Annotated in this window: 21 protein-coding genes; 12 read left to right on the forward strand and 9 right to left on the reverse strand. The window is 59.8% G+C overall.

What is annotated here, in order from left to right; translation table 11 throughout:
• Positions 1 to 476 precede the first annotated feature (476 nt).
• Complete coding sequence (locus JK208_RS13540; protein WP_149026847.1) at positions 477 to 824, forward strand: hypothetical protein; 348 nt, start codon at positions 477 to 479, stop codon at positions 822 to 824.
• Positions 825 to 892: 68 nt separating this feature from the next.
• Positions 893 to 1186: a hypothetical protein gene (locus JK208_RS13545; protein ID WP_194268045.1), complete on the forward strand. Its 294-nt coding sequence runs from the start codon at positions 893 to 895 to the stop codon at positions 1184 to 1186.
• Between the two features lie 33 nt (positions 1187 to 1219).
• Here the strand turns inward: JK208_RS13545 and JK208_RS13550 are convergent, their stop codons facing one another.
• Genes JK208_RS13550 through JK208_RS15925 form a run of 9 tightly spaced genes read right to left on the reverse strand, consistent with a single transcriptional unit; the run spans position 1220 to position 9655 of the window.
• Positions 1220 to 1747: a hypothetical protein gene (locus JK208_RS13550; protein WP_194268046.1), complete on the reverse strand. Its 528-nt coding sequence runs from the start codon at positions 1745 to 1747 to the stop codon at positions 1220 to 1222.
• Positions 1744 to 2757, reverse strand: coding sequence for a thiol:disulfide interchange protein (locus tag JK208_RS13555; protein WP_211576439.1), 1014 nt, complete (start codon positions 2755 to 2757; stop codon positions 1744 to 1746). The genes JK208_RS13550 and JK208_RS13555 overlap by 4 nt, the downstream gene beginning before the upstream one ends.
• Before the next feature lie 48 nt (positions 2758 to 2805).
• Entirely contained in the window at positions 2806 to 3234 is a 429-nt protein-coding gene (locus JK208_RS13560) for a hypothetical protein (protein WP_328750155.1), read from the reverse strand.
• An 11-nt stretch (positions 3235 to 3245) separates the two neighbouring features.
• A complete protein-coding gene (locus JK208_RS13565; protein ID WP_194268048.1) occupies positions 3246 to 5579 on the reverse strand; it encodes a DotA/TraY family protein in 2334 nt (777 codons plus the stop codon).
• A 3-nt stretch (positions 5580 to 5582) separates the two neighbouring features.
• Entirely contained in the window at positions 5583 to 7142 is a 1560-nt protein-coding gene (locus tag JK208_RS13570) for a hypothetical protein (protein WP_077804214.1), read from the reverse strand.
• A gap of 1 nt (position 7143) precedes the next feature.
• On the reverse strand, positions 7144 to 8337 hold the full coding sequence (locus tag JK208_RS13575) for a hypothetical protein (RefSeq protein ID WP_077804213.1): 1194 nt from the start codon (positions 8335 to 8337) through the stop codon (positions 7144 to 7146).
• Positions 8337 to 8879, reverse strand: a complete 543-nt coding sequence (locus JK208_RS13580) for a hypothetical protein (protein WP_077804212.1) — start codon at positions 8877 to 8879, stop codon at positions 8337 to 8339. The genes JK208_RS13575 and JK208_RS13580 overlap by 1 nt, the downstream gene beginning before the upstream one ends.
• The gene (locus JK208_RS13585) at positions 8876 to 9262 is read right to left on the reverse strand and encodes a hypothetical protein (RefSeq protein WP_077804211.1); all 387 of its coding nucleotides are present in this window, start codon (positions 9260 to 9262) and stop codon (positions 8876 to 8878) included. Before JK208_RS13585 ends, JK208_RS13580 begins: the two co-directional genes overlap by 4 nt.
• 54 nt (positions 9263 to 9316) lie before the next feature.
• Positions 9317 to 9655, reverse strand: a complete 339-nt coding sequence (locus JK208_RS15925) for a hypothetical protein (protein WP_077804210.1) — start codon at positions 9653 to 9655, stop codon at positions 9317 to 9319.
• A 163-nt stretch (positions 9656 to 9818) separates the two neighbouring features.
• Here JK208_RS15925 and JK208_RS13595 point away from each other — a divergent pair, with 163 nt between their 5' ends.
• The 10 genes from JK208_RS13595 (at position 9819) to JK208_RS13640 (ending at position 20881) form a co-directional block, all read left to right on the forward strand.
• The gene (locus JK208_RS13595) at positions 9819 to 10595 is read left to right on the forward strand and encodes a helix-turn-helix domain-containing protein (RefSeq protein ID WP_077804209.1); all 777 of its coding nucleotides are present in this window, start codon (positions 9819 to 9821) and stop codon (positions 10593 to 10595) included.
• 248 nt (positions 10596 to 10843) lie between these two features.
• Positions 10844 to 11737, forward strand: a complete 894-nt coding sequence (locus JK208_RS13600; protein WP_235993407.1) for a hypothetical protein — start codon at positions 10844 to 10846, stop codon at positions 11735 to 11737.
• A gap of 128 nt (positions 11738 to 11865) precedes the next feature.
• Complete coding sequence (locus tag JK208_RS13605) at positions 11866 to 12495, forward strand: DotI/IcmL/TraM family protein (protein ID WP_015074968.1); 630 nt, start codon at positions 11866 to 11868, stop codon at positions 12493 to 12495.
• Between the two features lie 11 nt (positions 12496 to 12506).
• Positions 12507 to 13484 carry a DotH/IcmK family type IV secretion protein gene (locus JK208_RS13610; protein ID WP_077804207.1) on the forward strand — a complete coding sequence of 326 codons (978 nt, stop codon included), beginning with the start codon at positions 12507 to 12509 and terminating at the stop codon, positions 13482 to 13484.
• Complete coding sequence (locus JK208_RS13615) at positions 13481 to 14779, forward strand: DotG/IcmE/VirB10 family protein (RefSeq protein ID WP_077804206.1); 1299 nt, start codon at positions 13481 to 13483, stop codon at positions 14777 to 14779. Before JK208_RS13610 ends, JK208_RS13615 begins: the two co-directional genes overlap by 4 nt.
• A gap of 67 nt (positions 14780 to 14846) precedes the next feature.
• On the forward strand, positions 14847 to 16031 hold the full coding sequence (locus tag JK208_RS13620; RefSeq protein WP_077804205.1) for a hypothetical protein: 1185 nt from the start codon (positions 14847 to 14849) through the stop codon (positions 16029 to 16031).
• Between the two features lie 10 nt (positions 16032 to 16041).
• Complete coding sequence (locus JK208_RS13625) at positions 16042 to 16575, forward strand: hypothetical protein (protein ID WP_077804204.1); 534 nt, start codon at positions 16042 to 16044, stop codon at positions 16573 to 16575.
• Between the two features lie 102 nt (positions 16576 to 16677).
• On the forward strand, positions 16678 to 17109 hold the full coding sequence (locus JK208_RS13630) for a hypothetical protein (protein ID WP_077804203.1): 432 nt from the start codon (positions 16678 to 16680) through the stop codon (positions 17107 to 17109).
• A 6-nt stretch (positions 17110 to 17115) separates the two neighbouring features.
• Positions 17116 to 17763 carry a hypothetical protein gene (locus tag JK208_RS13635; protein WP_207728952.1) on the forward strand — a complete coding sequence of 216 codons (648 nt, stop codon included), beginning with the start codon at positions 17116 to 17118 and terminating at the stop codon, positions 17761 to 17763.
• Positions 17764 to 17776: 13 nt separating this feature from the next.
• Positions 17777 to 20881: a secretion protein gene (locus JK208_RS13640; RefSeq protein WP_077804202.1), complete on the forward strand. Its 3105-nt coding sequence runs from the start codon at positions 17777 to 17779 to the stop codon at positions 20879 to 20881.
• Position 20882 lies beyond the last annotated feature (1 nt).

The raw sequence follows: 20882 nt of genomic DNA on the forward strand, positions 1-20882 counted from the left end.
GAAATGTAGGATTGAAAATTCAGCAGTGAAATTTCAATCCAGTTCAATCGGTCGCCAAACCGATGGGACTACGTTCTTAGGGCCTCGTGAAAGCGGGGCCTTAAACGTATCTAGGCTCTGGCTAACTCACTCAAATAATTCCTTCTTCAAGCCCAAATAGGCGGCTGACTTGTATGCGTGTCCTGCAACGAGAAAGAAAGATCCTCATCACATTCTCCTCGCCGTTCAGAGAACATCACGGCGATCTGCGACTTTCATCTCTACCCTGCTCCCGCGCGGTCCTATTAGGACCTTATGAGAACAAAAGAGGCCTTTCATAACTTTTTTTCACAATTTGTTAATGAAGACTTTTTTCTTTTCACATCTCCGTGTTAGGAGAAAATTGAAGATAAAATAAATAAAGGTCGTTTTGGTCCGTACCTGGAACCCTGGTGCGGTCAGACTTTTGTTTTATATGGTATTAATAAAGGTGTCTGATGGGTTCTGTTGTGCTGAAATATAATAAAGAATTATATTCGATACTAAGCGTATGCGATGAATTATCTTTGTGCGCACAAGCCCAATTTCTTATTGATGGAATCCATAAAACCATTACTTTGATGTCAACGATGGTTTTTATATCTCCCGCCCTGATACGTGACTATATTGATCAGGTTGAAGAGTGCGCTCGCTATGTGGATGAGCTTAAAAAACTAGAGTGCCAAAACACTGTATTTCTCGAACTCAGAAGCGAATGTTTGAAGAAATTCAGTGCATTTGAAGCGGACATGGCTGGAGATCCCTTTATCATTCATAAGGAATCAGCTCGCGCTTTCAAAGCCTGAGACGTTTTTGCCACCTTAGTCGCAGATGTGCATGCCAGTTTCCATGATACCAAAGCGGAGACTGGTCAATGAAACTATATTTCCTACCTGCGATCGCATTTTTTGCTTTAGCGGCCTGCTCAGGCAACGTCTCGGCCGGTCATGGCCCCAAGCCGCCCCCACTTCAACATGCTCGCTATGAGCCGGGCGCGGCCTACGGGTCGTCAAGAGCCGTCTGGGCACCTCCTGTCTATGACCGGCAAGGTCATATCGTAAAAATCGAAGATCCGCATAATTCCGGAGGCCGTGAGGACTACGAACACGCGGGCTGGGCCGTTGGTGGCCCCAACAATAATTCCACGCACCCACCCGGAACCTTCTAAAAGAAAAGCGGCCCGTCTGGGCCGCTTTCTGCTTCAGGGCCGTCGAGGGAAAAGGGTGTCGGCCTCTCTGATATAGGCCAACATGCCGGCCTTTTGCCTCTGGCGGAACTGCCAGTTCAGCCAGCCATTCTGCAGAATATAAAGCCCCAGAGCGAACCAGAACGGCATCATCTCGATCGCTGTCACGAGAGTCTGGCTGTGCCATGAGCCGCTAAGGCCTACAATGATCCATGCCGCGAGCAAAAGAGCCCCAATGAGGCCTGCGGACCAGGCCCGTTGATACGTCTTGGTTTGCTGGTTCTGGAGATAGATCTCGACTGCGGCCGGACTGACATCGTACATCTCTGCCGTCGCACGTAGGTCTATGCGACCCGCTCCATCCACTTGGAATCCGTCCTCCGCCTCAGGCTTTCTCCGGACAATGCCCCAGAGTGTCCGAAGCAGACTGTAGCCGTCACGGATACTCGTGGCCCCGACTGCGACGGATGGAGAACCCACAACAAGCCGGGCGGCCCGGCCTGTGTTGGCCAGGACTCCCTTCTTTTCGCTCGCCCCGCTCACTGGCTGACATCCTTCTGGAACTTGTCCAGATCGGGAGGCACGCCGTCGAGACGCCCCAGAGATCCGTCATGATGCTTCCAGAAGAAGGTCGGTGTGCCCGTCAGCGAGACCGCCTTCGCGGCGGCCATGTTCGCGTCAAGTCGTGATTGCGCTTCGGCAGAAGGCTGATCCAGGGCAGTCGAGAGGCCTCCGGACGTCCAGGCCTGAACCATGCTGGCGTCTGCGGGCAGGGAGGTCATGGCCCTGGCGTAGCGCGTGCTGGCTCCCCCGTCTTCATAGTCCAAGAGCGAGAGCGGCACGACTCTCAGGCGCAGCTTGCCGCTATCGACGGCGGGCTGAAGGAGCTGCATGGCGCGGATCGAGAACGTGCAGCGCGGATCAATGAACATGATCACCTCCGGCGCGCCCTTCTGTCCGATTGCACCGGCATAGATCTGCTCGGATAGCGAACCGACCGAGGCCTTTCCGCCGCCCGGGACATCAATTCGAACCGTGGGGACAGCTCCTAGAATATAGCGGATCTGCTGACGGGTGATGTTCTTCCCCGCGGCGTCCCAGACAGTGCCGGCGATGGCGGCCTGACCGTCTGGCGTCGCATAGAGCACCTGAAAGCGGTCGCCATTGCGCACAAACATGCCCTTTGTTCCGTGCCAGACCTCAAGATCTGTCGCCCGTTTGCCCATCAGCTCGTGAAGGCGGTCATAAGGGACGGGAATAAGCGTCCCGCCAATAATGAAGCTGTGATTTTCCGGGGTGAAGAAAACAAGAAGCTGGTTGTCCCCATGAGCCACGCCAGTCTGGAGGCCGTGCTGTGGCTCTACCCACAGGACCTCGCTTCCGGCCTGCACCAGGCGTTGGATTGCGTCAGTCGGCTGAGGCCCTGATGCTATGGCCTTTTGCGGTGCGGACGTCTGGGGAGGAGGGGAAGGAACGGCGCATTGGGTCTGCCCCATTGCCGGTCCTGCCAGGAGCAGAGATCCAGCGAGATAAAGAGAGGTACGAGAACGCATGAAGGGTCTCCCAAAGAATTAAGGAGACCCTATCGAGGGGAGATGCGACTAAGAGCTGCTTTTCTCTGTTGGTGGAAGAGGGCCGTAGAGGGCACGATACCGTGCGAGTGAGGCTTCGGCATCGTCAGCCCAAGTCTTTAGGCGGCTCAGATTGCTATCGCCCTTATCGGCGTACTCTTCCCATTCTTTCGTCAGGGCGCACTGGCGCTCCAAAGTCTCTGCCACTTGGGCAAGTTGCTTTTCGAGATCGCTGATCCGAGCTTTCCGCTCTGCCATGATCCCTTCTTGCCATTTAATGTGATCAAGAAACTCCACGCCTTTCGCTGTAAGGGTGTCGATAAGATTATCTTCTTTGCGGCGCCGTAAGCGATTCTGGAAGCGTTCGACAAACTGCCTGTTTTCAAGGTCTGTTTCCGCTGCCATTCGCCCGAGAGCGTAGCCAGCCCATCCGCTCAATCCACTGCCATCACTACTCACGGCTGCCACCTTCAGGTTGTTTTGGAGAGTGTTGTATCAATAACCCGTTTGCGGTCCCCGGCTGCTCCTTGACTACCCTTGCCTTGACCGTCCTCTTTTTTCATCACTGACTTAAGTGAACTGTCAATTCCTTTTAAGGTTCCTGCCATACCAACGACGGCTGCATCCCGAGAGAACTGGTCCAGATCGACCCGGCTTCCTTCATGAAAGCCAATCATGGCCGGAACGCGTTCGGGAAGGATACCAATCAACCTGAAGCACATCAGCGCCAGCGTGATGTGAACCGTCACGTACAGGCCGAGCATCACGACAATGCCTACCAGATTGGTCACGATCCAGCCATGCGACAACACGAACCCTGCGGCAACCCCGAACGTCTGGTGAACCAGCCAGGACATGGCATCAAACACGAAATAGCCGAGGAAAAGTCCGAACAGCATCAGGGTCGGCCGAAAGAGGACGTTAAAGATCAGGGCGTATCCTGCCTTCGCGTGCCCATGAAGACCTTCACCCGACATTGTCATGTGGGCGAGCATCCAGAGCGGAACCGCAATCACACCTTCGCAGACCAGAATAAGCCAGCCCGCAACGGCTGCCATCCACATGATCCAGGGCACCATAGGCAGCACAAAGGCCAGCATGAGGCCGGGAACCAGGAGCGCCATGGACCCCGACAGAATGGGCGTACTGAGAAAACTGACAACGATATGCCCGACCCCAATACCCGTTGCAGCCGCAAAATTGCCCGTCAAAGCCGCACCAGCCGCTGTAATCGCGGATCCGGTGTCCGAGCTGAGAAGCGCTGCTGATGCCATGACCAGAAGGGCGGTCGTGACCATCCAGTTTCCCAGGCCCATGAGATTCCCGAAGGGATCCGTCCAGTAGCCCTCAGCACCAGACGGCTCGATGAACGCCATGGCTGTCTGGAGTGTGTAGTCAGTCAGATGAAGAGACCGCGCCACCTGCGACAGGACGCCTGCGCCATCGCCTGTTGGCGTAACACCCGCGTAAAGGTCGCTGCTGCCGCCTGGAGCATTCATGCCGTCCTGCGTCACAACCATGTTGGAGATATTGGCGAGAAGCGCACCAATGGACTGCATCAGCGGCGCGATGTCCCCATGTAGATCTTCGCCAAGGCCGGCATAGGTTGGCGCGCTGACGCTCGGCGTTGAGGCCATCAGGGACATGGTCTCGCCGTTGAGTCGGGCGAACTCAAGATAATAGGCCCCTGCGCCCGTCCAGCCGAGGCTATCCAGTCGGTTCTTGGTATTTGCAGCACTTCCGTTCGTGCCGCTGTTCCACGCCTGAAAACTTGTGCTTCGCTGCATCACGGCGGCCTGAACCTGCTGGCGGATGCTGGCAGCCTTGGCCGTCAGCTTGCTGGTATAGTCGTTCGTGGCCTGCGTCATGAGGGCTACGAGCGGTGCGAGACTGGACGACTTCTTGGTCTGCCAGAATTGGTTCGCAACCTGCTGAACCTGTGGCCGGATCTCGCCAACCAGGACGCTGTCGAGGATCTGCTGCTGCATGGCGGCCGTATCCACAGTCACGCCCAGAACCTTTGTCGCGGCCCGGGGCGCCTGAATGGTCACAGAGCCGCAGACCGGCTGACCATCCCCGGTTGTCATCTGATATGGGTAGGTGATGACGCCGACATCCGCGCCTGGAAGAACCCAGACGCGCTGACCGGTAGGAGCCGGCACAAGGCTGGAATTGGATGAGGCCAGATTGACCAGATCCCGGCACATCTCATTGGCGATCAGGCCTGCCACAATGGTCTTCGTGCCCGGCACCATAGGCTGCGCGATGGTTTTCCCGTCTGGCCCGATCGCCTGCACTGCCGACGAATAGACCGTCTTCGCCATACCGACGCCCCAGAGAGATCCCTGGACGAACGCGGCCTGACCGGCACTGAAGCCACCTGCCACCGGAAGCATCATAACAGCCCCGAAGGCCATCCGCACGATGCTCATGGACGTCTGGTTTGAACCAAGCACCTTCGACGTTTCAGCCGAGCGGTGCATGTTCATCATCATGACGTAAGAGACAAACGCCATGGCCAGCGCCATGACGAAACCGGACAGATCGCCCAGCATGGTTCCGATAACCGTGGCCTCGGTGCCGGTGGAGGTCGAGGACGACCCGAAGACCGGAAAGACCGACTTGATCATTGTCGCGGCCCAGTCATCACCGGGATCGAGCATGTTCCAGGTCACGCCGTAGGTGGAGTTCCCGGACGTCGAGTTGCCTGTGACCGACTGTGCGTGAGCTATCCCTGTTGCGAGTGAGAGAGGCAGGGCGCAGAGCGCCCAACCTGTTCTGCTGAGCCGTCTGAAGAAGATCATCAGTTACATTCCCGGGCTTGCGCTAGCGGACGCGGACGGAGACGGCCGAAAGACAGAGGCAACGGCCTCGACCGCCTTTTTCAGCAGCTCACGCGCCTTCTCTGAGAGATCTTCGACCATGCTGGTCCCGGCTTCCTTTCCCGGCACCCCCTTGGCGAGTTCGCCAATCTTGCTGTCCAGGCCGTTGAAACGCTGCTCAACCTGAGCCTCTGTCCCACGCTCTAGCCCAATGTCGGCGGCTTTTTCGCGGTGAGCGCCATAGGCCGCGACGGCTTCACCCGCTTCTTTCAGTTGCGCTGCGAACGCCTGGTTGGTGCTCCGCTCGGCTTGAAATCGTGATTGCAGGCCCTCATGCCGACCTCCCGGCCGCATTTCGCTCAACACGCCATCCATGCCGTTTGGCTCGGATTTTGCGGCGTCTGCAATTTCACGCATCACCGAAGATGCAGGCGTATTCTGCACGGCTTCCAGAGCACTCTGCGCCTTCAGGCCGAGGGCTTCCGTCCGATCCAGATGGTTGGCGTCCGCCTGCTGTCCATGGGCAGCGTTCATCGTCTGCGCCTTGGCCATCCAGTTAGACCCGGGCGTTACGGTCTGCTGCACAGCCTCGGGACGAATGGCCTGTGCGAGACGGGTAAAAAGACCCGGACCGCGCACCTGATAGACAACCTTTTCATCGTCCTTCTGCTCATGCTGGTCTTCTGCCTTTTCGGACGGACCAGTCTTCGTGCGGCTCCCTGCATCCTGCGCCGGACCAGTCTTGCTTCCCCCCTCAGGCTTCTGCGTGGTTGTGCTTTCATTTTGTCCTGCTCCGGTTGACTGAGGGCGGGCGCGGCCATCCATCTCGGGTTGACTGTTCCTGTCACCACCACCTGGCGAAGGGTGCATCCTGTTATCGGCGGCCTCGGGTCCAGGCGAACGCGCTGGAGCGACAGTCTCTTCCTCCTGCGGCCCTTCTTCGTGATCCAGATCGGGAGCATCCGGGACGTCTTCAAAAGGCGGTGGCTCAGGGCTCCCATCGAACTCGGAGGCCGGTTCCACAGGTCTGACATCTGCTTGTTCATTCTCTGTGACGGTCTGCGCTTCCGGGTCGTGCGTAGAGAACCGTGCGGCGTTGGCGACCCGATCCGTTAGCGAGTGCAGAACCTCGTCAATCTCCGGATTGCCCTGCTGGTCAGCGCCCATGGAGGCCACCTGCTCGGAAACGGAGCGCACGTTGTCAACCAGCCGCTGATCCATCAGATCGGGGGTCTGTCGCATAAAGTCCTTGAGGGTCTCGGACGTCAGGCCGGGCACGGTCATGGCGCGTTGCGTCATCTCTTCGCGCAGCCCGCTCTCCTGAGGCAGGACTGGACCGACCAGACGCTCAGCATCCTGAAGCACATAGGCCACGTTCGTCCGAAACCGGTCATTGGCGGCGAGGTCCGGATCCTGCTGCTTCTGCGCCAGCAGAGTGATCTGACCGGCAAGCTGGGGAGCCTCTTTTTCAAGTTGCGGCCGCACGCGCTCCAGGCTCTGGAACACGTCTACGAGGGCGGGGGGCTGGGTATCGTTCTGGGCCATGTCAGCCTCCGGGATTGACGTTAGGGGACGGGATCGGGGCAAGTCTCTTGGCCTCGCTTTCCTCTTCGTGCTGCGCCACCTGCGTTGCGGCGAGCGAGGACTGGAAAAGGCCGAGGCGGTAATTCTGCAGGGCGAGGTAGTTGGCCTGCGCCTGCTCGATGGCCAGCTCACGCATCACGGTGGCGGGCGGCATCTGCTGAAGGTTCTTGTTCCAAGTCACACCGGAGACACGACGGTTGACCTCAAGGCTCATCGAGGTCAGCCACGAGGCCTGATCCGAAACGGCCATCCCTTCGGCCTGCATCTCTGTTTTCTGCACATCCGTCAGGTTGATCGACGGGATCTCAAGCGAGGTGATGAAATTCATCACGTAGCGCGACAGCGACATGCGGGCGTTGTAGGCACGACGACGCAACGCGGCTTCGCGGCCGGACGTGGACGTAAGCTGCTCACCGCGCAGTGCGGCCGGTGCCACGGGTTGAATGAGTGTGGTGCTGTAATCGTTGGCAGCGTCCACACCGCCGTCAACCGACAGGGTATCCTGCCCGAACAGGGAAATAGCCCGTTGGTCCGCATTGGGCAGGCGGGAGAGAGCAGAGCACAGACCGGCCGTGACGTCTTCCTGTGAGCAATACCGCCGTCCGTGCAGCGCCATGCTTGAGGCCACGCCCTGGCCCTTGCCGTAATACGACGGCGTTCCGGCGTCGGCTTCTCCCCGACTGTCCGTAATTGTCGCAATGGCCCGTGTTGCCGTGCGCGCAGACTGCGAAGCCCCCTGGGTGGCCTGCGACCCGTCGATCCCCGTGCAGAACTCGGGGTTCATCATGTGCTCGTCGCGGATTGTCGTATCCTGCTGGCGCCGAGCGAACTCCGCCATGGCTGTATTGGACGCATCGGCGATCCGCTGCTCTGCGGCGACACCAGCCTTTTCGTAATTACTGAGTTGGGTGAACCCCTTGTTCAGCATAGAACTGACGGAGTTCGGGTTCGTCAGGCTGTCCATCGAGCTGTTCAACTGCGACGTCAGAGTCTTGGTCATTGACGACAGCGCACTGCCCGTAAACTTCTGTAGGGCGCTGATGGCCGCGACCACGGCCGCTTCACCGATGAACGCATTCGCAGGCTTCGGCATCGCGACAAGAACGGTCGTGCAGAGGAGCATCGTTGCGATTGTTGGATTGAGGCGGATCTTCATCAGAATACCCCATCCAGCGGTGTGCTTGTGTACCCGGTCGGCAAGCGTGGCTCACCACGCACATAGCCATTGGAATCCCCGTTCCCGAGACTTCCGGCCGCGAGCTGGGGACCGTTGCCGCCAAAGTTCAGGGACGGGCACATCAGGCCATTCCCGCCTGAGAGGCCAAGGCCGACATTCACACCGTTCAGGCTCAGGCCACACTGCTGCGCGGCCCCGACGGTGTTGTTCCACTCACTCTGGGCCGCAGAACAGATCTCTCCTTCGACCTGCCCGACAACGTCATTGATCAGCGCCGCAGGGTTGGCGATGTTTGTCAGGAGATTGAGGCCGGTCCCGTTAAAGAATTTGTCGAGACACGACAGGCCGCTGACGCTTTCAGGCTGCTTTTCGTAGGCATTGTTGGCCTTGATCCGCCCGTTGACGGCGTCCGCTGCGGCCCGTGTCAGGGTGGCGCAGGCCTGACTGCCCTGTGTTGCGGCGGAGGCACCTACGGGAAGCAACAAGGCAGCCGCGATAAATAGAAAGGGTGCCCGTTTCATGCGGCCGACCTTTCTTCTTCGGGGTCAAGAAGATCGCGCAAAAGCGCCAGACGGTCCTCTGAGAAAACCCGGGCAGAGAGTTCTGCCCGCTTCTCGCTATCGGTCCAGGTGACAAGGTCGGCACGGCTGGCGACAGCGGCTGCCACGAGATCCTCTCCACCGGCTACGGTCGAGATCACCTCGGACACAAGGGTCCGCCGCTCCTCATTGGGGAGGGACACGAGAAGATCGGCCAGAGAGGCCGTGACCGCCCCGTCGGTGCCGAACGTGTGTCCATTCCGGACACGGAAATGCTCAAGCAGATTGTGGCGTGCGAGAGCGAGATTGGGAGCCAGAGAACTCTGCGGGGTCTCCCTGTGCGGTGTTCGATCGTCTGGTGACATGCCTCTCTCCTGGGTAAGTCCCAGCAGAGAAGCAAGTCGATCTGCGACTAACGCTTATTTCTTCAAAATAGTGACGTGTGCGCGCCCAACCTCGATACGCTCACCGAGTGGGCTGACTGTGGTGGCCAGAACCTTGTTCCATTCCCGACCGCCCTGCCAGTCCACGGCCTCACCCGGATCGACGCCCGCGCCATAGGTCACGCGCACTCCTGAGGGGACGATTTGTCTGATCGCGAAGGAGAGTGGCACCTGATGACCATATCCAGCAGTCATGCGGAAATGATGGACTATCTTCGGCGGCGCAGTCTGGATGGACGGTTCTACAGGAGGCGCGAGAGAGACTGGTCCCGAGGGCGCAGGCTGCACATGAGCTGGAGGCAACATTACAAACATTCGGTCTCTCCTGAAATGACTTAAAGTTCTCAATCGCAAATCGACGTGCGACTAAGGAGAAATGTTAAATACGAACTCAGTTGTCAGGGGCGCTCTCGTTGGTATTTTGCTGTATCTGGACCCGAAATCTGGTGCGTAGGCCTGCCGAGAGAGAGAACTAGCCATGAACAAGAAAACAGAGACGCAGGTAAGTGACGGGCAATCTGACGAATACCTTGTGGACCTGGGACAGAGAATTAAGGATGTCCGGGAAGGCAAAGGGATGAATGTCGTAAATATCTGTTTCGTAACAGACTTGGCTGTCGGGACAATTTCAAATATCGAGCGGGGGAAAAATGTATCTTATGTGACCCTGCATAAGATACTTCTGGCCCTTAAAACCCCTCCCAACGAAATACTCCCACTTGATAATCACGATATATTGCCGATCGAAGTTACAATCAGCGAGGAGGAAACTCAGAAGTATCTGGAGCTCGCTGACGCTTTCCAGAAAACTTCAGGGTCTTTATCTCACCTCATCCAAAAACTTCATCTGGCCCGCGAACATGATGTTGCCGCCCGCAAGGGTGCCACCGCCTCAGAAAGCGATCCGCGAGAGCCTGTTGTAAAGCAGCTGGGTGAGAGAATCAGAGATATCCGACTTGCGCGTCAGATGAGTATTTCTGAATTAGGCGCAGCTAGCGGGCATCAGACGCCGGCTATGCAGCTCATTGAAATTGGTCTGCGAAAGCCATCAATTGAGTCTCTTCGACGCATCGCAGCGGCCTTGAAGATCGCTACAGCCGATCTGTTTCCTGGTCTCCCCAATCAGAAAGATATTTTTAATTCTCTCCGCACGCTCGGGCTCTACAGCAATATCCAGAGCGTCCGCGAACAGGTGGAATTTTTTAATGACAGCTTCATCGCATTGAGCGGCGCCATACAGAAAACCGTGAACTAACGGAAAACTTTTAGTCGTTCAGTGTTATATCGCTTGTAACCGATGATCTATCATCGGATAAGTCCTTATACGTTGAAACGTGATAGGGACTTCCGACGATGTTTGCACGCAGCCTCCGCTCCTCACTCCCCGCCCTCGGCAGCGTAGAAGAAGCGTTATTTCACTCGTCTGATGTTAAAAGTGAAAAAGAGCAGCACCTGATTTCTCCCGGAAAAAATTCCGAGGAAGTCAGGACACTCGTCATCAAGATGGCAATAAAAGGTGTGAACGTCGCGCATATCGCGGCTGCCCTTTTCATAAGCCGCCTCGAAATAGAGGCCATTGCGCAAAAGGAAGGACTAGATCTTAAACGCACCCCGCTCAGAAGCGGGCCTCGGGCATGGTCTCTTCGCGATATCAGTCGTCTCAGCCGCGCATGGGCCAAGGGCGAAGACCTCCCCGCCATCGCAAAGCGCCTCAACCGCACCGTCATGGCAGTACGCAAGAAACGCGCCGCCCTGGTCCTACCCGCACGGGAGCGTTATGCCGAGGCGGTCTGGACAGACGCTGACGTTGCCACGCTGTTGGCACACCGTGAGCGGCGCATCGGGCTCCAGCGCATTGCCAAGAAAATGGGACGCAGTGTCCGCAGCCTACAGCGCAAGCTGGTCAGTCTCCGCCCTGCTGCTGACCCTTTCGCCATTCCCGCTGACTCATCCGTCATTCTTACCTGGGAACAGGCGTCCCGTCTGACACCAGAAGAGCGTCAGGGCCGCAGATGGCAGGTCCGGAACTCTCCCACCGGACTGGTCATCGGCTTCAGCCGAAATGCCTGCACCACACGCTGGTCCGTTGAAATGCAACACGAACTGGCCATGCGGCATTTTGCCTACCAAGCCCCTCAGGCTGTGGCCGATGACTTTCTCTTGAGCAATCGCACCATCGTCAGCCAGTCCGGCTGGCTCCATCTCCCGCGACGTTCCAAAAAGGATATGCGCAAGACGTTCGATCCCAACCTGTATGAAATCTATCTGAACAAGATGGATCACATGCGCCGCGAGTGCCTGGGAAAGAAAGGGTTTTTCTTCTGGAGCCCACGTCGTGGCGGTCGCCGCACCAGTCGTTTGCATCAGCAGACTGCCGTCATGCGCTCAGGCGATTGATCCGCAAATTTCTCTGCTTTTTTCAGCTTCAGTCGCAGATCAACGGGTCACGGTAACGATGACACAGTCATCATGAGGTTTGAAATGCCATCCGCAGCCCCGCTGTCGCTCCACGGAGACACCGCGCCATGAGCCGCTCCTCGGGATCCCTGAGCCGCCGCCTGACCGATCCTGATTTTCAGGGAAAGATCGTTGAGCGTTCCTTGCAGACGTCCATCGCACTCGCCGCCGTCGTGGTGGTGCTGGCCGTGCTCCTGGCCCGCGCCTGGTCGTATCATCCGCTCCCGAAGTATTTCTTCGTGGACGGAATCAACGCCCCTCGCCCGGCTATTGCTCTGAACAGCCCGATCCTCAGTCAGGAAGACTTCCTGTCCTGGGTCATCAAGTGGTCGCTCAAGCCCTACAATATCAATTACCGGGATTACCCGTCGCAGCTTAACGCGGCTGGCGCGCATTTCACCCTGAACGGCTGGAACACGTTCGCACAGTCCTTTGTTCAGGACGGCAATCTGGCGAAAATGAAAGAAGCCAAGCTGCTCTGCTACGCGCAGCCGACCCGTGCCGCAACCATTCGCCAGCAGAGTATGGTCAACGGTCATCACCATTATGTCGTGCAGTTCCCGTTCGTTCAGACCTGCGAGAACGTCAATCTGGAAAGCTCCCAGACCCTGATTGCGACCGTGCATGTCGAGCGCGTCGATGACCCGGATCACCCTGACGGCATTGCCATTACCCAGCTTGTGGCCAGCCCGCAGTGAGGATCCGCACCATGACAACCCGCTCTTTTTCGCTGTCCCTCCTCGGCCTCCTGGGCCTGATGCCCTTCACCGCAATGGCTCAGTCGGTTGCGCCAGCTCCGGATGCCGCGCCCGCCGCGCCACACCTGTCGCCAGAGCAGCAGGACCAGCAGGCTGCCGAGGATGAAGCCATTCCTCTGACACCGGAGATGATTCATCGACTGGGTAAACGCCTCAAAGAGAACCAGAGGGCGCGTGAAGATGTCGCCACGGAAGTCGCGGCTCCGACCAGCCGACCAGCCATCCGCGTGTCATTCGCGCCCGGTCAGCAGACATCGCTGATTTTCACGACCAAGGGCTATCCCACGGCCGTCTCTTTCGTGGACCGCTCCGGCGCACCCTGGCCGATTGCGTGGAACACGACCAGCACATCCGCCAATCCGGACGGTCTGAAGAACTGCTCGTCGGACGGCGGAAAAGGTGGCTCTCCTGCCGTGCAGACGACAGGGTTTTACACCTGTGTTCCCTATGCTGGCAGCAACACCATCAACATCGAGCCACTGTCGCTGTCGCCACGCGGCGGCCTGCTCGTCACGTTAAAGGGCGCCATCAAGCCGATCTCCTTCCTGCTTCTGGCCGGTCGCGGCACCTATGACGACAACCTGACGGTCCGCGTCAACGAAGACGGCCCCAATGCGAAGCAGGAAATGGGTCCGGAAGCCGCCCCCGGCACGGCGGAGCCCTTCATGAACGCCATGCTGTCCGGGATCGCTCCGGCCTCCGCCGTTCCCCAGAGCGTCGAGGGTCTCTCTCCTGACGATGTCCAAGCATGGCGTATGGGCAATGAACTCTACATCCGCACGCGGCTGGCGCTCATGACGCCTGCCTGGGACAGTTCAGAGCGCGGCGAAGACGGCTACACCCTCTACGCCTTCCGCCAGACCCCCTACATTCTCCTGTCGGATTCCGGTCGGACCGTGTCCGCGTCTCTCAAGGACATGACGCCATGATCCCGAAACTGCCCAAGTTCAAATCCGTCCTGTCGAGTGCGACACGCGGCGGGAACCGACGCCTGCTCCTGCTCGGGGGTTCAGCCGTCTCGGTCCTCGCTCTTGTCCTCCTTGTCTCACACCATCAGACCAAGCAGATGCCCAAGTCCAATCCCGGGCATATTGCCGAGATGAATGCGCTGCCTGGTGGCACAAACACAAACCCGGAGCAGGACCGTCTGCGTCAGATGCAGAACACCGAGACTGCACAGAAATCCGAACGCGCCGGACAGTCCTATACCCCGGATCTGGCACCCGCTGTCACCCGGGACAAGGGCGAAAGGACCGGAGCGGTCCTGTCGTATGATGGCGCGCATGATGATCCAGCACCTGCCCGGCCGCAGGAAATCGGCTATGACGCGCCAATCGCGTCCCCGGCACCACCTCCCACGCCGCCCCACATCGAGACCGCTCCGCAAGCCTCGATCGTCCAGACCGATCCGGCCTACTCTGCGTCAGGCAATGGCGAGACATCCCAGGCCGAGCAACAGGAACGCGAGAAGCGCCGCGCCCGTTATGTCGCCGAGATTGCGCGCATCGAAAGCGGACTTCAGACCCGGCCTCCCGTCTCGGACCTTCAGGAAGCCGTCTTCAAGCCCGAGCAGGAGGCGCAGCCCCAGGCCGAGAAAGCGATGGCTTCGCATGGTGCGACAGGGGCATCCGCAGCGGCCACGGCCTCACATGATACGGCCGCCGCGCCAGCCCTGATCCCGGCCGGTCGCGGGATCTATGCCCATACCGTCACGGCAACGGACAGTGATCTGGCGGGTCAGATCGTGCTGGAGGCCGATAGCGGCCCCATTGCAGGCGACCGCATGATTGCAACGGTTGCGAGGGCACCCGGAAACGAGCAGCTTCTGGTCGTGCAGGTCAACAAGATCATTCATCAGGGCCGCACGCTATCGACGAATGGCGTGGTGATGGCGCCCGACAGCATGAAACAGGGTGTCGCCTCCAGCGTCGATCCCCTGATCATACAGCGGTTCGTCATGCCTGCCGCCGCAGCCTTCGTGCAGGGGCTTGGGCAGGCCATCGAAACCACGTCCAATGTCTCGGGCAGTTACAGCGCCCTGGGCGGCATGAACTATATCCAGCGTCTGAACATGGGCCAGCAGCTCGGCGTCGCCGCAGGAAGTGCGGCTTCGGCCGTCAACAGCGCCCTGACACAGGATACGCCAACACGCACGCGGATCATCCTCGCCGCCAACGTGAATGTCGGTGTGATGTTCATGGATCCTGTTCTTGATAAGCCCTGATTTTCCGCACTCAGTCGCAGATCGTTACCCGATCCTTCTGGCAGTCTCAGCCAGAAGGATCTTTTTTATGAGTTCCACAGTTCACCACCTGAACACCGAAGTCGCGCCGCGTCGGATGGAGCCCGTTCACGCAGCGCCACCACCGCCCGATCAGCATGACATCCTGTCTGATGATCCGGAGCGTCAGGACACCGAAACAACGGCCCACGACGACAGCCACGCGACGGAACCCGCACTGTCAGGCCCGGCTTCTTTTCTCACACCCCTCATCTCTCGCTACGAGGCTCTGACGCCGCGCCAGAAGCTCTATGGCGGTTCGGGCCTCGGGATCTGCGCGGTCCTGCTCGCGGGGATTCTTGCGACCAGTGGCCACCATCATCACCCTGTCTCGGCACCGGGTCAGGAAGTGGGCATGGACCAGACGGCCGCGCCCGTGGCTCAGGCCCCTGAACCTGCTCCGTCCGCACCGCCGCCCGCAAGCGCCGATCTGGCGGAAATGCAGACCCTCGGCCATCCTAAGACTGCCGCGGCCCCGCCTGCCTCCGTACCGGCCGCGAAAGCCGCGCCCGCTGCCGTCGTTGCAACACCGCCCGCACCGCCACAGTCCGCAGCAGCCCAGACGGATGCGCCTGCGGTTACACCTGCCGCGCCTCCTGCGGATCCCGTGCAGGCGGCTCATACTCTACAGGCCGCGCCCATGGCGACCCAGCAGCAGATCGACGTGCTTCAGCTCGTCACGGCCGAGGCCCGCGTCATCGAGCGCGAGCGGGGCGAAGTCGAAAAGCTGCGCCAGTCCCTTGCAGGACAGCGCAAGGCTGAAGAAGACAAGCTGAATGATCTGACACGGCGCATCTCCCTGGTCGAAGCCAGTCACGCCGTGACAGGTGCCGAGAACTCCGGTGCGGACGAAGCCGCTCAGGCCCATGCCGCTGCCGAAAAGGCCCGTGCCGCTCTAAGCGCTGCCATGAACGGGCCAGCGTCCAAGGCTCCGGCCCTCTCATCGTCGAGCGCCCCACCCGCTCCGGCCGCCGTCGCCGCACCGGCTCCAAAGCCTGCCTGGATCCATCATTACCGGATCGTTGCGGCCTCACCGCAGCTCGCCATGATCGAAGACAGCGCGGCCCCGAGCGGTCAGGACCGTCAGTTCGAGGTGGGTGTTGGCACGGTCATTCCGGGCTACGGCGCGGTCCTGACCATCAGCCAGCAGGGCGCCACCTGGGTTCTGCACACGGCCCATGGCGACCTGAACTGAGGAGGCCACCATGGAAGGCCTTGTCAATCTCGTCCACGAAATCGCCGTTGGCATGGGCTGGCTCCTGCCCACGGCCTGCTATGCGGCGGCCGTGTCCTGCCTGATCTTCAGCCTGATCGGGATCTATCAGTATTACCACCCGACCATTCAGGCCCTGCAGGACAAGCCCTGGCTGCCCTATCTGTCCCTCGTGCTGTGCGGTGTCTTCGCCTCGTTCAACGTCATCCTCACCAAAAGCACGGCCTCGGCCGGAACGGACGTGCAGGTCACTCTGGGCGACGCAGCCACCAGCTACAGCACGGCGGACAGCCTGATCACCGGCACCGGCCCCAAAGACGCAATCATGGCGATCATCAAGGACTTCGCCCTGTTCTTTCAGATGTTCGGGGCCTGGACGTGCTTCTTCGCCGTCCTGACCTGGTTTGCCATCCAGAGAGGCCGCTCGAACCGCGAACGCCTTGGCTGCGGCATCCAGTACGTCTTTGGCGTCATGCTCCTCAATCCGGTCAAGGACGCGACCTGGATCCTCTCTTTCTGGCCCTGAAACGGGCTGACGAAAAAAATACCTCTCTGCCGCCTCAGTCGCAGATCACGCGGTCAGATTGATCGGCAGAGGGGATTGTCCCTCACAACGGAGAACCAACTCATGACATCCCACACAACCCCGTCTGCTTCCCGCGCTCTCACGAAGATCGGCGCAACCGTCGCGACAGCCACCATGCTGCCGATGGTCATGGCCGGTAACGCTCTTGCCGCTGCTGGTGGAACGGCGTCGAGCAACGGTCTTGGACAGCAGATCCAGAACATGGCGCAGGAAGGCACGGACACCATCGGTGTCGGGTCTGCCGCAGCCCTTTACGGTCTGGCCATTGTCGCCCTCGTGACGGGCATCGTGCTGTTCTACAAATCCCAGAAGGAAGAAACCAAGCGTCCCGGCATGGCTGTTGCAGGCGTCGTCTGCTTTGTTCTGGCCGGTGTGGCTGCGACGGGTCCGAAGTGGATCAACAACTCTGCGAACACGGCCTCCAACGGGAATGCTGAAATCAGCAATACCGCCAAGAGCTACCAGTTCCAGTAAGCCGACATGACTTCCGATCCGTTCTTCCTCCAGCCTGGTCTCGACCAGGAGATCCGGCCCGGGAAAGACGGGTCGAATGGGTCTTTCACCTGCGCGTGCTGCGGCCTGCCGTCGCCCGGTGCAGGTCTCCCCTGGACCGGTCCCTCCTCAGAGGCCGGTTTCCGGGTCTGCCCGGTGTGTAATCTTCTTCAGGACACGTCGCGGGCAGCCATCGACGCCGAAGCCATGCTCGTCTGGTGGCCCGAAATGTCCCAGGCCCGCCTGATGTTCCTCGCCCGGACCGCCCATCAGACGCTCCGCCTGATGGCCCGCCAGCAGGGTCAGTCTGACCGCCAGTTCTGGGAAACCATCCTCAAGGCTATCCCGGACCCGTTGCTCGGCACGCAGTTTTCCCCCTCTTTCCGCACACCCATGACGCTCCTGCGTCTGCTCGAAAGTCGGCGCGCGGAAGCCGAGCACCGGCTGCAATCGGGCTCCATCCGTCAGGTCACAACGGCCATGCGCCTGTGTGGCAGCGCCGATGAAGCCGTCCGACGCAATCTCGATCTGCTCCGCGCAGGCCTTCGTATTCTGCCGACCGGCAGACTGCTCGACGCTGGCGCTGACGTTTATCCGGCCTTCCTCGACAAGGCCCTTGCTCTTACCCCATCCTGACGCGGAGTTTCCAATGTCTGGCTTTTTGACCGAGTTGCTTGCCAGCGCGAGCCTCTTCCTTCGTCAGCCCCTCGAATCCTTTTGCGACGTCGAGACCAATCACACAGATGCCGTACATCACGACCGGCTCGTGACGCTGCGGGGCGAGTACGTCTCTGTCCTGCGCGTGAACGGTCTGCGCACCATGTGCTCGCGTGCGGACGTGGAGGCCATCGCCGAGCAACAGCGCATCGAGCTGCAAGGCCTTCTCGAAGGCACTGGCCATGCGATCGAAGGCTGGTACATCTCCGATCCCGATCAGGCCCGCGTGGCCGTCGATCTGCTCGCGCTCAACGGATGCGAGCAGATTTCACGCATGATGAACGCCGACTTCCACGACATCATCAATGAGCGCCGCCTGCGGTGGCCTCAGGTGATGCGGTGGGAAGATGCCTGCTACATTCTGTGGACCCGACCGGCCGTTCTGACGCGTGAAGAAAAGAAGCAGGTGGCGGCGGAGCGGAAAGAGCAGGTCAAGGCGTGGCCAAAAGCGGGGAGCGGCCAGCGCTTTACCCTGCGCTCCGAACTGATGGCCGGTCGTCACGACGCCTTTGTCGCGCGCGTGCAGGACAGCATGTCCAATCTCGGTATTTCCACGACGCTTCTGCGCGCCGATGAATCCATCACGCTGGCGCGTGAGACGCTCTATCGCGAGACGGCCGGAAGCGGCTGGAAGCCGACGCTAGTAGGCGATCGTGTCATGGCGCGGCTCCCGGATGACGAAAAACAGAGCAAAAAGACTGAAAATCTGCTCTGGCCGTCCCTGCGCGACCAGATCTTTAATGCCGACGCCGAAAATCAGGGCGGTCAGCTCGTGACGGTCGGCGACTACACCTATGCGCCCGTGGACATGCTTCTCGGTCCCGAGGATCCGCGCCCGTTCTCCGAACTGCTCAACACTCTGGGCCGCAAGCGCCTACCCTGGCGGAGTTCCATCATCCTTGAAGGCGGTGGCAAGGCCGCGTTCGCGATCAAGGAAACGGGGGCCACGATGCTTGGCATGTTTCCGGGCAACAAGGACATCACGCGGGCGTTTCAGGCGATCAAAACCAAGCGCGAGAAGGAAAACCATAATTCCGTCCGGATGCGGATGACCGCCAGCACCTGGGCTCCGGTCGGCGAAGACAAGCTGCTGCGTCGCCGTGCGGCCGATCTGTCCCAGGGCATTGAAAGCTGGGGCGGCTGCAAAACGACCCGGGTACCGGGCGATCCGCTTGAGGCCGCCATGGGATCGGTGCCCGTGCTCTCTCTGGGCTCTACGGCCACCCCGTCTCTTGCGCCTCTGGGGGATGCCATGGGCATGATGCCGTGGATGCGAAGCGCCTCCCCCTTCCCGCAAGGCTCCATCCTTTTTCGCAAGCCCGATGGCGGGATCTGGCCGTTCGATCCGACTGGCGGTGGTGTGCGCGAACATATCGCGGATATTATCGTAGCCCCCCCAGGCAGCGGTAAGACCGTGCTCGGAAACACCATTCTTCTCGGCCTGCTCCTGAGTTCTGCCGCTATGGGCAATAATGGCGTCAAGCTGCCGCTGCTGGCGAAGCTGGACATCGGCCATGCGTCTCTCGGCTTCATCGAAATGGTCCGCAACGCGCTCGGGCCAGATCGTGCCCATGAGGCCATCTTCGTGGAAATGCAGATGGCTCCGGGGTTTGAGGTCAATATCTTCGACCTTCAGGTCGGCCTCGAATACCCGCTGCCGCTCGAAGAGGTCGCGATCGACAATTTCGTGTCGCTGCTGGCCACACCGCTCGATGGCATCCCGTTCGAGGGGATGGACCAGCTCGTCGGCGATGTGATCCCGGAGGCCTACCGTCAATGCACGGGCTTTGCGGGCGGCAATCCGAAGCACTACCGCGAAGGAATCGAGCCCAGTGTGGATGAGGCCATCCACCGCCTCGGCCTCCAGCTCCCGCACCACGCTGCGGCCGAAGGCGATCTCGACAGCGCGGATCCGACCTGGTGGCGGGACGTGGTGACGGCTCTGATCGCTGCGGGCGAGCATCGTCTGGCAGGGATGGCCCAACGTCACGCGGTTCCGATTCTTCAGGATCTGATTGCAGCGGCCCGCGCGCCGGAGATCTTCAATCGCTATTCCAAGATCATCCTGCCGACGCACGAGACGCTCATTGATGCGTTCGAGCGCTATATCATGGCGGCGATCAAGAAATATCCGACGCTCTCAGAGCCGACCCAGCTTGATCTCGGTGATGCCCGGATCATCGTGCTGGATCTGGCCCGTGTCGCGCCACAGGGTTCAGAGAGTGCAAACCGGCAGACGGCCCTGATGTATATGCTCGGCCGTTACCTGATCGGCCGTAACTTCTTCCTGCACCCGGAATATGCGGATCTGCCGGTCATGCCGGACGATGTGCGGGAGTATCACCGCAGCCGCTTCACCGAGATGAAAGAGACGATCAAGCGCCTCGATTTCGAAGAGTGGCATCGTCCCAAGGAGGCTCCGCAGGTCGATAAGCAGGCGATCCGCGACGTTCGTGAAGGCCGTAAGCACAACGTCCAGCTTTCGTTCATCAGCCAGCGCAGCGGCGATTTCAGCGCCGATCTCGTCGGCCAGTCCACGGCCCGCTGGATCCTGAAATGCGGCGACGAGCGCGAGGCCAACGAGATGATCGAGAACTTCAAGCTCACACCTGCCAGCGCCTATGTAGTGCGCAACCGCCTGCCCGGTCCAGGCCGCAACGGTGCGCCGTTCTTCGTGGTGATGAACGCGGCCGAGGGCAAATACGAGCAGCTTCTGGTCAATGTGCTCGGCCCCATCGAACTCTGGGCCTTCTCCAGCACGCCGAACGATACCGCATTGCGGTCGCGTCTCTTCGCCCGGATGCCCTCAAGCCGCGCCTTGCGGTGCCTTGCCATCGTGTTTCCAGGCGGGAGTGCGGAAAAGGAACTGGCACGCCGCAAGGCTCTGGCGATGAAAAGCTCGTTTCTTCAGGACGAACAGGCCCAACAGGGGGTCATGGACGCTTTGGTCGAGGAAATTCTCTCAGGTCAGGGCATTGCAGGCGGCTTGTACGAACGCCTGGAAGCCATGGACGAGCAACAACGGGCGGCGGCCTAGG

The sequence above is a fragment of the Gluconobacter sp. Dm-74 genome (assembly GCF_018256135.1).
GTDB lineage: Bacteria > Pseudomonadota > Alphaproteobacteria > Acetobacterales > Acetobacteraceae > Gluconobacter > Gluconobacter cadivus.

Coding starts and splice junctions, on each gene's coding strand:
- JK208_RS13555 (WP_211576439.1), bottom strand. CDS start 2,757: ATGCGTTCTCGTACCTCTCTTTATCTCGCTGGATCTCTGCTCCTGGCA.
- JK208_RS13605 (WP_015074968.1), top strand. CDS start 11,866: ATGAGCCGCTCCTCGGGATCCCTGAGCCGCCGCCTGACCGATCCTGAT.
- JK208_RS13585 (WP_077804211.1), bottom strand. CDS start 9,262: ATGTCACCAGACGATCGAACACCGCACAGGGAGACCCCGCAGAGTTCT.
- JK208_RS13545 (WP_194268045.1), top strand. CDS start 893: ATGAAACTATATTTCCTACCTGCGATCGCATTTTTTGCTTTAGCGGCC.
- JK208_RS13565 (WP_194268048.1), bottom strand. CDS start 5,579: ATGATCTTCTTCAGACGGCTCAGCAGAACAGGTTGGGCGCTCTGCGCC.
- JK208_RS13610 (WP_077804207.1), top strand. CDS start 12,507: ATGACAACCCGCTCTTTTTCGCTGTCCCTCCTCGGCCTCCTGGGCCTG.
- JK208_RS13575 (WP_077804213.1), bottom strand. CDS start 8,337: ATGAAGATCCGCCTCAATCCAACAATCGCAACGATGCTCCTCTGCACG.
- JK208_RS13625 (WP_077804204.1), top strand. CDS start 16,042: ATGGAAGGCCTTGTCAATCTCGTCCACGAAATCGCCGTTGGCATGGGC.
- JK208_RS13640 (WP_077804202.1), top strand. CDS start 17,777: ATGTCTGGCTTTTTGACCGAGTTGCTTGCCAGCGCGAGCCTCTTCCTT.
- JK208_RS13600 (WP_235993407.1), top strand. CDS start 10,844: ATGGCAATAAAAGGTGTGAACGTCGCGCATATCGCGGCTGCCCTTTTC.
- JK208_RS13630 (WP_077804203.1), top strand. CDS start 16,678: ATGACATCCCACACAACCCCGTCTGCTTCCCGCGCTCTCACGAAGATC.
- JK208_RS13540 (WP_149026847.1), top strand. CDS start 477: ATGGGTTCTGTTGTGCTGAAATATAATAAAGAATTATATTCGATACTA.
- JK208_RS13580 (WP_077804212.1), bottom strand. CDS start 8,879: ATGAAACGGGCACCCTTTCTATTTATCGCGGCTGCCTTGTTGCTTCCC.
- JK208_RS13635 (WP_207728952.1), top strand. CDS start 17,116: ATGACTTCCGATCCGTTCTTCCTCCAGCCTGGTCTCGACCAGGAGATC.
- JK208_RS13615 (WP_077804206.1), top strand. CDS start 13,481: ATGATCCCGAAACTGCCCAAGTTCAAATCCGTCCTGTCGAGTGCGACA.
- JK208_RS13620 (WP_077804205.1), top strand. CDS start 14,847: ATGAGTTCCACAGTTCACCACCTGAACACCGAAGTCGCGCCGCGTCGG.
- JK208_RS13570 (WP_077804214.1), bottom strand. CDS start 7,142: ATGGCCCAGAACGATACCCAGCCCCCCGCCCTCGTAGACGTGTTCCAG.
- JK208_RS13595 (WP_077804209.1), top strand. CDS start 9,819: ATGAACAAGAAAACAGAGACGCAGGTAAGTGACGGGCAATCTGACGAA.
- JK208_RS15925 (WP_077804210.1), bottom strand. CDS start 9,655: ATGTTTGTAATGTTGCCTCCAGCTCATGTGCAGCCTGCGCCCTCGGGA.